This is a genomic window from Pseudalkalibacillus berkeleyi, from assembly GCF_021608225.1.
Taxonomy (GTDB): domain Bacteria; phylum Bacillota; class Bacilli; order Bacillales; family Fictibacillaceae; genus Pseudalkalibacillus; species Pseudalkalibacillus berkeleyi.
This window is the reverse complement of record NZ_JAKIJS010000001.1, coordinates 1402635-1414791: the sequence shown is the minus strand read 5'-3', so window position 1 is coordinate 1414791 and position 12157 is coordinate 1402635. Positions and strand designations below refer to the sequence as shown.

The window sequence follows — 12157 nt, the reverse complement described above, 5'->3', positions numbered from 1 at the left end:
AGAAAGGATGTCCACCATGCCGAATGTTGAAAAAGCCATTGAGAAGATTGACCGTGGCGAAATCGAAGAGGGGTTAGCACAATTAAAGACCCTTCGGGAAACCAGTGATCATGATACTCTACTAGAAATAGCTCAAGTTTACCAAGAACTAGGATTCATTGACGAAGCGATTGATGTCACAGAAGAACTCATGGCTTTTTATCCGGAAGTGGATGAATTGAAAATTTTTGGAGCAGAGCTATATATGGAAATGGAACGTGAAGAAGAAGCATTACAGCTACTGTCTTCTATTTCACCTGAAGGGGATCAATATTTAGAATCATTACTATTGTCTGCGGACCTTTATGAAAGACAAGGATTATCAGAAGTAGCTGAACAGAAATTGTTAACCGCTAAACGACAGGCACCTAATGAACCGGTAATTACCTTTGGATTAGGTGAATTTTATTTACACCAAGGGAATTTTAACAGAAGTATCGTTTATTTCGAAGAATTGATTAAATCGGGTCATGAGACATTTAATCACACACCAATCCTATTGAGACTAGCTGAAGCACTCACAGGTTCTGGTAAGTTCGAACAAGCGATTGAATATTATGAACAAGGTCTTAACGATGATTCAAGCCCGGACGAGTGGTTCGGTTTTGCACTTACTACTGATCGAATTGGCGAACACCAAAAGACAATACATGCCCTCAACCATTTGAAAGACTTAGATCCTCAATACACAACTCTTTACCCTGTATTGGCTCGAGCGTATGTTGAGGAAGGTGCTTTAGAGGAAGCGATGGAAGTCTACCTTGAGGGTATGAGATTAGACGAATTCAATGAAGAGTTGTACCTCCAAGCAGGAGAGCTGGCTTTTCAATTGAAGGATAACGATCGAGCTGTTGAACTACTACAACATGCGTTAGGGCTTGATCCATCGAATATGAAGGCGACCTCCATATTAATTGACCAATATGTTACAGCAGAGCAATATGAAAAAGTGATTGATTTAGCGCTTGAAGTTGAACGTTATGGAGATTTAGCTCCTGATGCTATGTGGAAGACAGCCTCGGCATACCGGGAACTTGAAAATGATGAGAATGCATTAAAAAGATATGAAATCGCATATAATGATTTAAAAGACCAAGCCGAATTTCTAGAAGATTACGGATGGTACATGATTGAAATTGGACAGAGGGACAAAGCAAAAGATTTATTACAAAAAGCTTTGGCAAACGATCCACAACGAATTCATTTAGAGGAAGAATTGATTAGACTCGAAGAGCGATAATGACACTAAGCAATAACGAGATTGACCAAAAATATTTGAAATAAGAAGGAATTGGATGCTTGAACATAGAACATAGTAAGTAATTATCGAGAACTATGGCTTATTGTTTAGCTGTAAGATATTGTAAGATCTCAAACGACAGTGAATGATGGAGGGATTGCAATGAGCAGCACCGTAACCGTCTTAGAAAAGAAGGATTTTCTCAAATGGTTTTTAAACCATTACCAACTGAAAAAGCGAGAATGTGTATGGTTGTTAAATTACCTTGTTAGTGATGAGACGTTAATGGAGAATGTCCATTTCGTTGAAAATGCAGAATACTGTCCAAAGGCGATCATCATGTCTACAAATTGCGTAGATGGTGTACCTTTTAGATTCTATAAGCAAAATATATTGACGACCGATGCTGAAAAGTCATTTCATGACATTCGACTGAATCAGGATGAAGATGTCTATATTGAGCTTAAATTTAAAGGGGCATATCGCACCCCTCAGTATGCAGCAGTATTAGAAGAGAATCCACACATTCCTGAAAATATGGTGCCTGATAAGAAGTATGGGTTGTGGGCGGAAATGATTTTGGATCAGTCTTTCAGTCATTTTCGTAAGAAATCTCTTCAAACACAAATCGACGAAGCTTTAGATCAAAAGGATTTTAAGACTTTTGAACGATTGAGCAACGAATACAATAAGCTTTAATTTTCAAGTTAAGACGTTAGAAATGGATCGTGTAGAATATAGGTCTAAAAACCTAAAGATGCCTAACCTCCTTTTGTCATCCTATTTGATGATGTCTGAAGGAGAGTAGGCATTTTTTTATTTATAAGTTACTTGTAGCATTTTTTCAAATGCCTGAATTGTTTTTGCCTTTTCTACCATTGAGTTGAGTGATACACTATTGAAGAGATTAAATGGATACATATAAGGAAGTGAAAATAATGAAGTGGCGTTCAAAAGATATCGACGTATACAATCAAGCATCAGAATATGTTGATACTGCTGTTGTTCCTCTTATACCAATTTCATGGGGACAGAATAAGAAGAACATCGTGCTTAAAGGGGAGTTTCCTCAATTAGTTTCGGATGAATTGGAACGACAATTAAAAGGTAGAGTCGTCCTGTTTCCACCCATTACATATTTAGAAAGTGAGAAGGACGAAGAAATATTAAACAGGATGGAAGTCCTGTTTGAAGAGCTCAAAGAATCAGACATGCCTTACCCTGTTTTCATAACTTCAGACGTAAGGTGGAGCGGTTCACCTGGGTTACAAGAGCATATTGTCACGATACCACCAGTGCCACTCGAGCATATGGAAGAGGAGTATCAGCGAGAGGTAATTTCCGAACAAGTCAAGCATCTTCTACAAATTGTCACAAAAAAGTGGCAAAACTCGTTTTAGAACGAATAGATTGATTGAATTAGACAATGATATTATTGACGATGCTTATAAGTTACGCTATCATGTTAATGTCCTAGTAATATATGTGTAATGTTAGAGGAAGTCTACTGCGTAAGGGGGGAAACCAATGGCCAACAAAGATGAAGTCTCCAGACGACAATTTTTGAACTATACCTTAACAGGTGTCGGTGGATTCATGGCTGCAGGCATGCTCTTACCGATGGTACGTTTTGCGATCGATCCTGTACTTAAAGAAGGTGCCGGTCAAGATATGGTAGCTGTTGTCGAAGAGAGTAAACTAACACAAGAACCACAACGTTTCACATTTAAAGTAAAACAAAAAGATGGCTGGTATGAATCTGAAGTTACACAAGCTGCATGGGTGTTTAAAGATAAAAACGGTGAGATTCTAGCATTGTCGCCGATTTGTAAGCACCTTGGCTGTACAGTAGACTGGGCAACGAACCCAGCTTATCCGAACCAGTTCTTCTGTCCTTGTCATGCAGGGCGTTATACGAAAGATGGAACGAATGTTAAAGGCACACCGCCGCTAGCGCCACTTGATGTATATAAGAAAGAGGTAAAAGACGGCAAACTATACTTAGGTCAAGCAATGCCACAGTAGAAAGGGGCGTAATCAATGTTACAGAAAATGTATGATTGGGTAGATGAACGACTCGATATTACGCCTATGTGGCGAGATATCGCAGACCATGAAGTACCTGAGCACGTTAACCCTGCTCACCATTTCTCGGCGTTCGTTTACTGTTTCGGTGGATTGACATTCTTCATAACTGTCATCCAAATCTTATCTGGAATGTTCTTAACAATGTATTATGTTCCAGATATCATTAATGCTTATGAATCTGTTTATTATTTGCAAAATGAAGTCGCGTTCGGTGTCATTGTACGTGGTATGCACCACTGGGGTGCAAGTCTAGTCATCGTAATGATGTTTCTACATACTTTACGAGTTTTCTTCCAGGGTGCTTACAAGAAACCTCGTGAATTGAACTGGGTAGTCGGAGTATTGATTTTCGGTGTTATGCTTGGTCTCGGATTCACAGGGTACTTATTGCCTTGGGACATGAAAGCGCTATTTGCAACAAAAGTAGGACTTGAAATTGCTGTTACGGTCCCTGTAATAGGACCAGCTTTGAAAACATTATTAGCGGGTGACGCTACGATTATCGGTGCACAAACATTGACTCGATTCTTTGCAATCCATGTATTCTTCTTGCCTGGTGCTCTTCTCGGGCTCATGGGAGCGCACTTTATCATGATTCGAAAGCAAGGAATTTCTGGACCACTTTAAAAAATGCGATAGGATAAAGGAGGGAGAAAGATGCATCGTGGCAAAGGTATGAAGTTTGTTGGGGATTCTCGTATCCCAGCAGAACGAAAGCCGAACATCCCAAAAGATTACTCCGAGTATCCAGGGAAAACGGAAGCGTTCTGGCCAAACTTCCTTTTAAAAGAATGGATGGTTGGATCTGTATTCTTGATCGGCTACTTGATTTTAACAGTCGTTCACGAATCACCGCTTGAACGTAAAGCGGATCCTACTGATGCAAGTTATATTCCATTACCTGACTGGTATTTCTTATTTTTATACCAATTATTGAAGTATAAATATGCCGCTGGAGATTATACGCTGATCGGTACAGTAATAATGCCTGGCTTGGCATTCGGTGCTCTTCTATTAGCTCCATGGTTAGACCGTGGACCTGAGCGACGCCCGAATAAACGACCGGTAGCTGTAGGTATGATGTTATTAGCCCTTATTTCAATTGTATTCTTGACTTGGGAGTCTGTTGTCAATCACAATTGGGAAAAGGCTGAACAACAAGGTAAGATTGTTGAAGTTGAAATTGATGAATCTGCCCCTGGCTATAAGGTTTATCAGGAACAAGGTTGTATTGGTTGTCACGGAAACAATTTATCTGGAGGTAGCGGACCTTCCCTAATCGGAACAGGGTTACCCCCTGAAGAAATCGCAAACATTGCGAAGAACGGTGTAGGAAGCATGCCTGCTGATATATTTAAAGGTTCCGATGAGGAATTAAAACAATTATCTGAGTTCATTGCAGAACTCGAAGAGTAATACGATTTTAAAGCTGACTTGATTCATTCCAAGTCAGCTTTTTATCTATCTATCGATCAAAGGAGCCTGAAGATGTATACAGTTTTGATGGCATTGAAAAGCCGATCATTTTTGTGGATGCTATTAATCATCAATATCCTAGGTACAATATATGGTTACATATGGTACGCGAATCAATTAGAACAAACGCCTTGGTATTTTATGCCGTTTGTCCCAGATAGTCCGACAGCGAGCTTATTCTTTGTATTCGTTTTGATCGCTTTTTTGCTTGGACGAAATTGGCCGCTGCTTGAGGCTCTAGCTGCAATCACTTTATTTAAATACGGAATTTGGGCAGTCTTTATGAATTTATTCGGTGGATATGTGAGTGGCTCGCTTACCTTTGTAAATTATATGCTGATTTTTTCTCATTTTGGTATGGCCGTTCAAGGCCTTTTATATGCTCCTTTTTATAAAATAAAACGATGGCATCTAATGGTCGCTAGTATATGGGTGATCCATAATGAGATGATCGATTATCTATTTGATATGATGCCAACCTATCACGTATTGAATAGGTACTATACGGAGATTGGATATTTTACATTCTGGTTAAGTGTGCTTTCGATAACGATCGTTTACTTATTGACCCAACGACAATCTAGCACTCCAAACTTAAATCAATAGAATCAACGTTCTACTCTTGTCCCATCCTTCATAAGATGAACTATAACTTGTACGAATCGGACGTATGAGATGAGTTTCTTATGGGAGGGACAAGTTTTATGAGAGGGATCTTTCTGACAATCATGATTGGATGTCTTCTATTGGTTCCAACGACGGTTTTTGCTGATCATGCAAAAGGGGACCCGTGGAAGACGTTGAATGATTTATCATTTAAAGCGCTACAACTTACTAAGGAAGAACGGTATGCAGAAGCTAAAGACATACTTGTATTTATGGAAGAGGAATTTCAGCAATTACCCGATGAACATAAGCAACTATCCATTCATAATCTTAGAATTTTCACAACGAGATATGAGGAATCTTTAAAAGCATTGGCTAACACTGCAATTTCTCATGAGGAAAGGGTCAATTCATTAGTTGGGTTACATTTACTGATAGACGCCGTATACTCAACCCACCAGCCTCTATGGAAAGCAACTGAGTCAGAAATTATGAAAACAATCGATAAGATGAAAGAGGCAGCTACCAACCAAGAGCTTCAACACTTCTATATTTACTTCAATCAGTTCCTATCTAAATATGACCGGATACACCCTGCCATGAGCATTGATATTCCTCCTGATCTCATTAATCGAATTGACTCCTATATTACTTACCTTGATGAAAACCGGTCCATTATCGTAACGACTGATCATCAAATCCAACAAATTCAATTTATTGAGGCTGCAATGAAAGATGCCTTTGATGAGCGTGCACAAGACAGTGCGGATCCATCTATTCTTTGGCTCATCTTTACAGTAGGTGGAGGGATTATTTCTACATTATTTTATGTAGGTTGGAGAAAATATTCGGGAGAGAAGAAAGGACTAGAAACGTTTACAAAACAAAAAGAATATAAACGTTTCCGCTAGTTGATGGAAATGGAGGAGCATGAATGTTTCTGATCTATTTTCTGCTATTGTTAGCAATACCGCTCTGGGCACAATTTAGAGTCAAAAAAGTTTATAGCAAATATGCAAAGGTACCTTCTGACCTTGGGATGTCTGGAGCTGAAGTTGCTCAAAGGATATTGTCTGATAATGGTATTCATAATGTGGATATCCAACCGATTAGAGGTAAATTAGCAGATCATTATGACCCACGAAGTAGAGTGATTCGTTTGTCGGAGGATCATTATTATGGTCACTCGATTGCAGGTACAGCTGTTGCAGCACATGAGGTCGGTCACGCAATTCAACACGCTGAACAATATGGACCATTAAAGGTTAGACACGCGCTCGTGCCAGTTGCTTCAATTGGTTCAAATTTATCTTACCTCTTGATCATTATTGGGATTCTACTAGGTGCAGCAAATCTAATTTTGCCGGGAATTGTGTTAATGGCTGGTGCGGTCTTGTTCCAACTCGTAACGTTGCCTGTTGAGTTTAATGCAAGCAACCGAGCGATGGATCAAATTGTACAACTAGGATTGATTAGAAACGATGAAGAACGTAAAGCAAAGAAAGTGTTGAATGCAGCCGCATTAACCTATGTTGCATCTGCATTGGTAGCATTGTTAGAACTTGGTCGCTTTGTATTAATCTTTGTAGGTATGAATCAATCAGATTAATCAATTAAATAAAAAAGCGGATAGCTGACTCTAAGGACGATTGAAAGTCCAAGTAGAGTCAGCTTTTTGTTTTGGCCTTTTTATAGTAGTGATGAAGGATAACTAAGTAAGAAAAGGATGAATCTGAAGATAAAGGTAATCATGAGTGCACGGTAGAGAAGGAGCTGGTCTACGGAGCACCCAAAGAGGAGCTATGAGTGCTCGGTAGCGAGAAAACCGTTCTACGGAGCACCCAAAGAGGAGCTATGAGTGCTTGGTAGCGAGAAAACCGTTCTACGGAGCACCCAAAGAGGAGCTATGAGTGCTCGGCAGCGAGAAAACCGTTCTACGGAGCACCCAAAGAGGAGTTATGAGTGCTCGGTAGCGAGCAAACCGTTCTACGGAGCACCCAAAGAGGAGTTATGAGTGCTCGGTAGCGAGAAAACCCGTCTACGGAGCACCCAAAGAGGTGCAATGAGTGCTCGGCAGCGAAGGAACCGGTCTACGGAGCACCCAAAGAGGAGCAATGAGTGCTCTCTAGAGAAAGAACGGGTTTAAGGGTCACTGATCCATCCTAAAAAAACACAAAAAAGAAGTGAGCCGAATGCAGCTCACTCTCACATCAATCATGTAAAGGATTTTTGTTTTCATCTAATGTAAATCCTTCGCCAAGTACGTCATGAACGTCATTAACGGCGACAAAAGCGTGGGGATCTATTTGTTGGATCAAATTTCGTAGACGGAAGATTTCGTTGCGTGCAATTACGCAATACAACACTTCCTTTTGGGAACCGGTGAAAGTGCCCCGTCCGTTCAAAATTGTCGCCCCACGATCTAATTCCTTAATGATTCGATTTGCTATTTCTGCATTATTTTCAGAAATGATCATAGCAGCTTTTGCAGCGTATGCACCTTCTTGGATAAAGTCGATTACTCTCGCACCAACGAAAACAGCAACGAGTGTATACATCGCTTCTTTATAATTTAAATAAGTAACAGTAGCGGACAAGATTACGAATGCGTCAAAGAGAAACATCGTTTTGCCAAAGCTCCAGCCAACATATTTGTTTACGAGTCGTGCAATGATATCGACGCCTCCGGTCGTTCCTCCGTATCGGAAGATTATGCCTAAACCAATTCCGATAAATACGCCTGCAAATAATGCTGCAAGTGTAAGGTCTTCATGAAGAGGTATAGAGAAACGTACGTAATGCTGAAAGATCCAGAGGAAAAGAGATACAGCAACGGTCCCTATAATCGTATAAATAAAAGAATTTCTTCCTAGTAGTTTCCATCCAATTAAGAACAAAGGAATGTTTAATACTAGGTTTGAAATAGCAGGATCGATTTTAAAGAGGTTGTAAAGAATTAACGTAATACCCGTGAAACCACCTTCTGCTAGGTTGTTTTCGATATTGAAATGGATAATGCCGAAACTAAAAATTGCTGAGCCAAGAAGGATGAAAAATATGTTTTTCAGTTTAATCTTAAGCATCAGGTTAGCCCCCTTTGTTTCATAATATATTTGGTTATTCTAAATACTGTTGATTGAACGATGATAGGTCATACTACATGTTGAAGGGAATTATATGAATCGTACAAATCAAGACTACCTAATCAATCTATCCATGTCTCAATCATTTGTCAAACGGTTTCGATTTAGCTAACATAAAGAGTAGTATAAAATGAGGTGGTCTTTATGGAAGAACGTACGATGAAAGAGATGCAAAAAGCGGTAGACCGTTATATTGGACAATTTAAAGAAGGATATTTCAGTCCACTTGCTATGCTCGCAAGAATGACCGAAGAGCTAGGCGAATTATCTAGAGAAGTGAACCATCATTACGGGGAGAAACCGAAGAAATCAAATGAAGATGAACGAGCAATGGAAGAAGAGTTAGGTGATCTTTTGTTCGTCATCATTTGTTTTGCAAACTCCTTACATATAGATTTGGACGAGGCTTTAAAGATCGTCATGAAGAAGTTCAACACGAGAGATAAAGACAGATGGACAAGAAAAGAGGAGGCGAATGAGGATGAGTGAACAAACGATCCGAATTATTATCGCAGGACCACGTGGCAAGATGGGGAAAGAAGCCATAAAGATGGTGACAAGCACAGAACACTTTTCATTACAGGCTGTAGTAGATACAAAGAACGCTGGCAAGAAATTAAGTGATCTTGAGGACCAACCCAACTTAGATATACCGGTTTATGATGATATGGTCGCATGTGTATCTGAGGTTGAGGCAGATGTTCTAATCGACTTAACGAAACCAGATTCAGGCAAGAAACACCTTCAAATTGCTCTAGAATATGGGCTTAGACCTGTAATTGGAACGACAGGGTTTACTGATCAAGAAATTGCAGACTATAGTCGTACAGCAGAAGAAAAAGAAATCGGTGCTGTTATCGCTCCGAACTTCGCGATTGGTGCAATTTTAATGATGAAATTCTCACAAATGGCGGCTAAATATATGCCAGATATTGAAATTATTGAACAACACCATGATCAAAAATTGGATGCTCCATCTGGAACAGCAATGAAAACCGCACACATGATTAAAGAAGTACGCTCCAACAAACGCCAAGGTCACCCTGATGAGACAGAGGATCTCCAAGGAGCACGTGGCGGTGAGTATGACGGAATTCGTATACACAGTGTCAGATTACCAGGTCGGGTTGCACATCAGGAAGTGCTATTGGGGACAACTGGACAGACGTTGTCAATCAAACACGATACAATCGACCGTAGTGCGTTCATGCCTGGCGTGAAAATGGCCGTTGAAACGGTTATGAAGTTGGATACACTTGTTTATGGACTTGAAAACTTAATGGAGTAGGTGCGCACTATGAACATCGCTTTAATTGCACATGATGAAAAGAAACAAGATATTATTAATTTTGCTGTAGCCTATACCCCTGTGTTAAAGAAACATAGATTATATGCCACTGGTACGACAGGGCTTAAAATTGCTGAAGCGACCGGTTTGGATGTATATAGATTTAAATCTGGTCCTCTCGGTGGTGACCAGCAAATTGGCTCGATGATCGCTGAAAATAAGATGGACCTCGTCATATTCTTCAAGGATCCGTTAACAGCACAGCCTCATGAACCAGATATTGCAGCGCTCATTCGTTTATGTGATGTATATCAGATTCCACTTGCTTCAAACATAGCAGGTGCAGAAATATTTATCCATGCTTTAGAGCGAGGAGACTTTGATTGGAGAAAGGTTATTCGAAACAGGGGTGAACATGAAGTATGACACAACGATTAGATATTCTCGCCTTTGGTGCTCACCCAGATGACGTAGAGATTGGAATGGCAGGGACACTTATCCAACAAGCCGACAAAGGATTGAAAACAGGAATATGTGATTTGACATTAGCTGAGCTATCATCAAATGGAAATGTAGAATTACGACAAGCTGAAGCTAAAGAGGCAACCGAGGTTCTAAATCTAACAGAGAGAATGAATTTGCAATTACCTGATCGCGGATTGATGATGACCGAAGAGTATATACAACAAATTGCGACTGTCATTCGTCAATATAAACCTAAAGTTGTTTTCATACCCTATCCGAAAGATCGACATCCTGATCACGGTAATTGTACTCGCTTAGTTGAAGAAGCGATATTTTCTGCTGGGATAAGAAAATATACTGTTCCTGGAGACTTACCCTCACATCGTGTAAATAAAGTGTATTATTATTTCATCAACGGATATGACCACCCACCAATTGTCTCAGATATAACGCCAGTTAAAGAACGTAAGATGAAAAGTCTAAGTGCATATAAAAGTCAGTTCATGTCGCTAGAAGGCGGAGTTGATACACCTCTGAACAATGGATACTTAGAAACGGTTGAAGCGAGAGATGCTTTGTTTGGTAAGGAAGCCGGTGTCCGTTATGCAGAGGGCTTTTATATGAAAGGGCCGTTATTAATGGAGAATTGGATAGGAGAATGAACATGAGGAAATTGAAAATAGGGATTACCTGCTACCCTACAGTAGGTGGATCAGGAGTAGTTGCAACTGAATTAGGAAAAATGTTAGCTAAAGAAGGCCATGAGATACATTTTATAACTTCAAGTATTCCATTTCGATTAGAAAAGTTTTATTCGAATATACATTTTCATGAAGTTGAAGTGAATCAATACTCGGTGTTTCGGTACCCGCCATATGATCTTACGCTAGCAAGTAAAATGGCTGAGATTGCGAAACGTGAAGATTTAGATTTACTTCATGTTCATTATGCGGTCCCACATGCAATTTGTGCATACTTAGCCAAACAAATGGTTGGAGAGCATTTGAAAATTGTGACGACATTACATGGAACAGATATTACTGTACTCGGATACGACCCTAGCTTGAGTGAATTAATTAAGTTTGGGATTGAACAATCCGACTCAGTTACAGCTGTCTCAAATAGTCTCATTGAACAAACGAAGGACTTGTTAGATACAGATAAGGAAATTGATTGTGTTTATAACTTTATTGATGAAGACGTATACCAACGAAAATCTACCTGTGATCTCAGAAAAGAGTATGGAATAAGTCGTGAAGATAAAGTCATCATACATGTTTCTAATTATCGAAGTGTTAAGCGAGTACCTGACGTCGTTCGAACATTCCACCGCGTTAGGGAACAAATGCCGTCAAAATTATTACTCGTCGGAGACGGACCAGAATTGACAGTTGCCTGTCGTTTAACAAAGGAATTAGGTATCGAGGATGACGTATTATTTCTAGGGAAGCAAGATAATATCGCTGAATTATTTTCGATAAGTGATTTGAAATTGTTATTGTCTGAGAAAGAAAGCTTCGGTCTAGTACTCCTTGAGGCGATGGCTTGTGGTGTACCTGTAATCGGAACAAACATCGGTGGTATTCCTGAAGTCATTGATGAAGGAAGAACAGGGTATATTTGTGAGGTTGGCAATCTAGATGATATAACAACAAAAGCTTTGTCTATTCTCCAAGATGATGAATTACACGCGAAAATGTCGAAAGAAGCTATTCATCATGTCCATAGACAATTCAATTCAAGTAAAATTGTTGAAGAATACTTAACTGTTTATCATAAAACGCTAGGAATAAAATCTGTGAAAGTATAGGA

General features: G+C 39.6%; 15 protein-coding genes. 14 read left to right on the top strand and 1 reads right to left on the bottom strand.

Annotation, left to right across the window (positions count from 1 at the left end; genetic code table 11):
* Positions 1 to 16 precede the first annotated feature (16 nt).
* From L2716_RS07495 to L2716_RS07455, 9 genes are all read left to right on the top strand, one after another.
* Positions 17 to 1279: a tetratricopeptide repeat protein gene (locus tag L2716_RS07495; RefSeq protein ID WP_236333279.1), complete on the top strand. Its 1263-nt coding sequence runs from the start codon at positions 17 to 19 to the stop codon at positions 1277 to 1279.
* Between the two features lie 162 nt (positions 1280 to 1441).
* Positions 1442 to 1978 (top strand): ReoY family proteolytic degradation factor, encoded by a 537-nt coding sequence (locus L2716_RS07490; RefSeq protein WP_236333278.1) that lies wholly within the window; start codon positions 1442 to 1444, stop codon positions 1976 to 1978.
* 212 nt (positions 1979 to 2190) lie between these two features.
* On the top strand, positions 2191 to 2679 hold the full coding sequence (locus L2716_RS07485; RefSeq protein WP_236333277.1) for a YpiF family protein: 489 nt from the start codon (positions 2191 to 2193) through the stop codon (positions 2677 to 2679).
* Between the two features lie 127 nt (positions 2680 to 2806).
* Positions 2807 to 3304: a ubiquinol-cytochrome c reductase iron-sulfur subunit gene (locus L2716_RS07480; RefSeq protein ID WP_236333275.1), complete on the top strand. Its 498-nt coding sequence runs from the start codon at positions 2807 to 2809 to the stop codon at positions 3302 to 3304.
* Positions 3305 to 3319: 15 nt separating this feature from the next.
* Positions 3320 to 3994, top strand: coding sequence for a menaquinol-cytochrome c reductase cytochrome b subunit (gene qcrB / locus L2716_RS07475; protein WP_226549444.1), 675 nt, complete (start codon positions 3320 to 3322; stop codon positions 3992 to 3994).
* Between the two features lie 30 nt (positions 3995 to 4024).
* On the top strand, positions 4025 to 4783 hold the full coding sequence (locus L2716_RS07470) for a menaquinol-cytochrome c reductase cytochrome b/c subunit (RefSeq protein WP_236333273.1): 759 nt from the start codon (positions 4025 to 4027) through the stop codon (positions 4781 to 4783).
* A gap of 72 nt (positions 4784 to 4855) precedes the next feature.
* Entirely contained in the window at positions 4856 to 5449 is a 594-nt protein-coding gene (gene lhaT, locus L2716_RS07465) for a lipoprotein heptaprenylglyceryl N-acetyltransferase LhaT (protein ID WP_236333271.1), read from the top strand.
* Positions 5450 to 5547: 98 nt separating this feature from the next.
* Positions 5548 to 6360, top strand: coding sequence for a sporulation protein YpjB (gene ypjB / locus L2716_RS07460; RefSeq protein WP_236333268.1), 813 nt, complete (start codon positions 5548 to 5550; stop codon positions 6358 to 6360).
* A gap of 23 nt (positions 6361 to 6383) precedes the next feature.
* Positions 6384 to 7058, top strand: coding sequence for a zinc metallopeptidase (locus tag L2716_RS07455; protein WP_236333266.1), 675 nt, complete (start codon positions 6384 to 6386; stop codon positions 7056 to 7058).
* A 601-nt stretch (positions 7059 to 7659) separates the two neighbouring features.
* Here L2716_RS07455 and L2716_RS07450 read toward each other — a convergent pair.
* A complete protein-coding gene (locus tag L2716_RS07450; RefSeq protein ID WP_408005295.1) occupies positions 7660 to 8532 on the bottom strand; it encodes a YitT family protein in 873 nt (290 codons plus the stop codon).
* A gap of 204 nt (positions 8533 to 8736) precedes the next feature.
* Here L2716_RS07450 and L2716_RS07445 point away from each other — a divergent pair, with 204 nt between their 5' ends.
* Genes L2716_RS07445 through bshA form a run of 5 tightly spaced genes read left to right on the top strand, consistent with a single transcriptional unit; the run spans position 8737 to position 12155 of the window.
* On the top strand, positions 8737 to 9081 hold the full coding sequence (locus L2716_RS07445; protein ID WP_236333264.1) for a nucleotide pyrophosphohydrolase: 345 nt from the start codon (positions 8737 to 8739) through the stop codon (positions 9079 to 9081).
* The gene (dapB, locus tag L2716_RS07440) at positions 9074 to 9880 is read left to right on the top strand and encodes a 4-hydroxy-tetrahydrodipicolinate reductase (RefSeq protein WP_236333262.1); all 807 of its coding nucleotides are present in this window, start codon (positions 9074 to 9076) and stop codon (positions 9878 to 9880) included. Before L2716_RS07445 ends, dapB begins: the two co-directional genes overlap by 8 nt.
* A gap of 9 nt (positions 9881 to 9889) precedes the next feature.
* Positions 9890 to 10306, top strand: a complete 417-nt coding sequence (gene mgsA, locus L2716_RS07435) for a methylglyoxal synthase (RefSeq protein WP_236333260.1) — start codon at positions 9890 to 9892, stop codon at positions 10304 to 10306.
* A complete protein-coding gene (bshB1, locus tag L2716_RS07430) occupies positions 10303 to 11007 on the top strand; it encodes a bacillithiol biosynthesis deacetylase BshB1 (RefSeq protein WP_236333258.1) in 705 nt (234 codons plus the stop codon). Before mgsA ends, bshB1 begins: the two co-directional genes overlap by 4 nt.
* Before the next feature lie 2 nt (positions 11008 to 11009).
* On the top strand, positions 11010 to 12155 hold the full coding sequence (gene bshA, locus L2716_RS07425) for an N-acetyl-alpha-D-glucosaminyl L-malate synthase BshA (RefSeq protein ID WP_236333256.1): 1146 nt from the start codon (positions 11010 to 11012) through the stop codon (positions 12153 to 12155).
* Positions 12156 to 12157 lie beyond the last annotated feature (2 nt).

Bases quoted from the DNA above. Each gene is read 5' to 3' on its own strand.
- L2716_RS07495 (WP_236333279.1), top strand. From the start codon at position 17: ATGCCGAATGTTGAAAAAGCCATTGAGAAGATTGACCGTGGCGAAATC.
- L2716_RS07490 (WP_236333278.1), top strand. From the start codon at position 1,442: ATGAGCAGCACCGTAACCGTCTTAGAAAAGAAGGATTTTCTCAAATGG.
- L2716_RS07485 (WP_236333277.1), top strand. From the start codon at position 2,191: ATGGATACATATAAGGAAGTGAAAATAATGAAGTGGCGTTCAAAAGAT.
- L2716_RS07480 (WP_236333275.1), top strand. From the start codon at position 2,807: ATGGCCAACAAAGATGAAGTCTCCAGACGACAATTTTTGAACTATACC.
- qcrB (WP_226549444.1), top strand. From the start codon at position 3,320: ATGTTACAGAAAATGTATGATTGGGTAGATGAACGACTCGATATTACG.
- L2716_RS07470 (WP_236333273.1), top strand. From the start codon at position 4,025: ATGCATCGTGGCAAAGGTATGAAGTTTGTTGGGGATTCTCGTATCCCA.
- lhaT (WP_236333271.1), top strand. From the start codon at position 4,856: ATGTATACAGTTTTGATGGCATTGAAAAGCCGATCATTTTTGTGGATG.
- ypjB (WP_236333268.1), top strand. From the start codon at position 5,548: ATGAGAGGGATCTTTCTGACAATCATGATTGGATGTCTTCTATTGGTT.
- L2716_RS07455 (WP_236333266.1), top strand. From the start codon at position 6,384: ATGTTTCTGATCTATTTTCTGCTATTGTTAGCAATACCGCTCTGGGCA.
- L2716_RS07450 (WP_408005295.1), bottom strand. From the start codon at position 8,532: ATGCTTAAGATTAAACTGAAAAACATATTTTTCATCCTTCTTGGCTCA.
- L2716_RS07445 (WP_236333264.1), top strand. From the start codon at position 8,737: ATGGAAGAACGTACGATGAAAGAGATGCAAAAAGCGGTAGACCGTTAT.
- dapB (WP_236333262.1), top strand. From the start codon at position 9,074: ATGAGTGAACAAACGATCCGAATTATTATCGCAGGACCACGTGGCAAG.
- mgsA (WP_236333260.1), top strand. From the start codon at position 9,890: ATGAACATCGCTTTAATTGCACATGATGAAAAGAAACAAGATATTATT.
- bshB1 (WP_236333258.1), top strand. From the start codon at position 10,303: ATGACACAACGATTAGATATTCTCGCCTTTGGTGCTCACCCAGATGAC.
- bshA (WP_236333256.1), top strand. From the start codon at position 11,010: ATGAGGAAATTGAAAATAGGGATTACCTGCTACCCTACAGTAGGTGGA.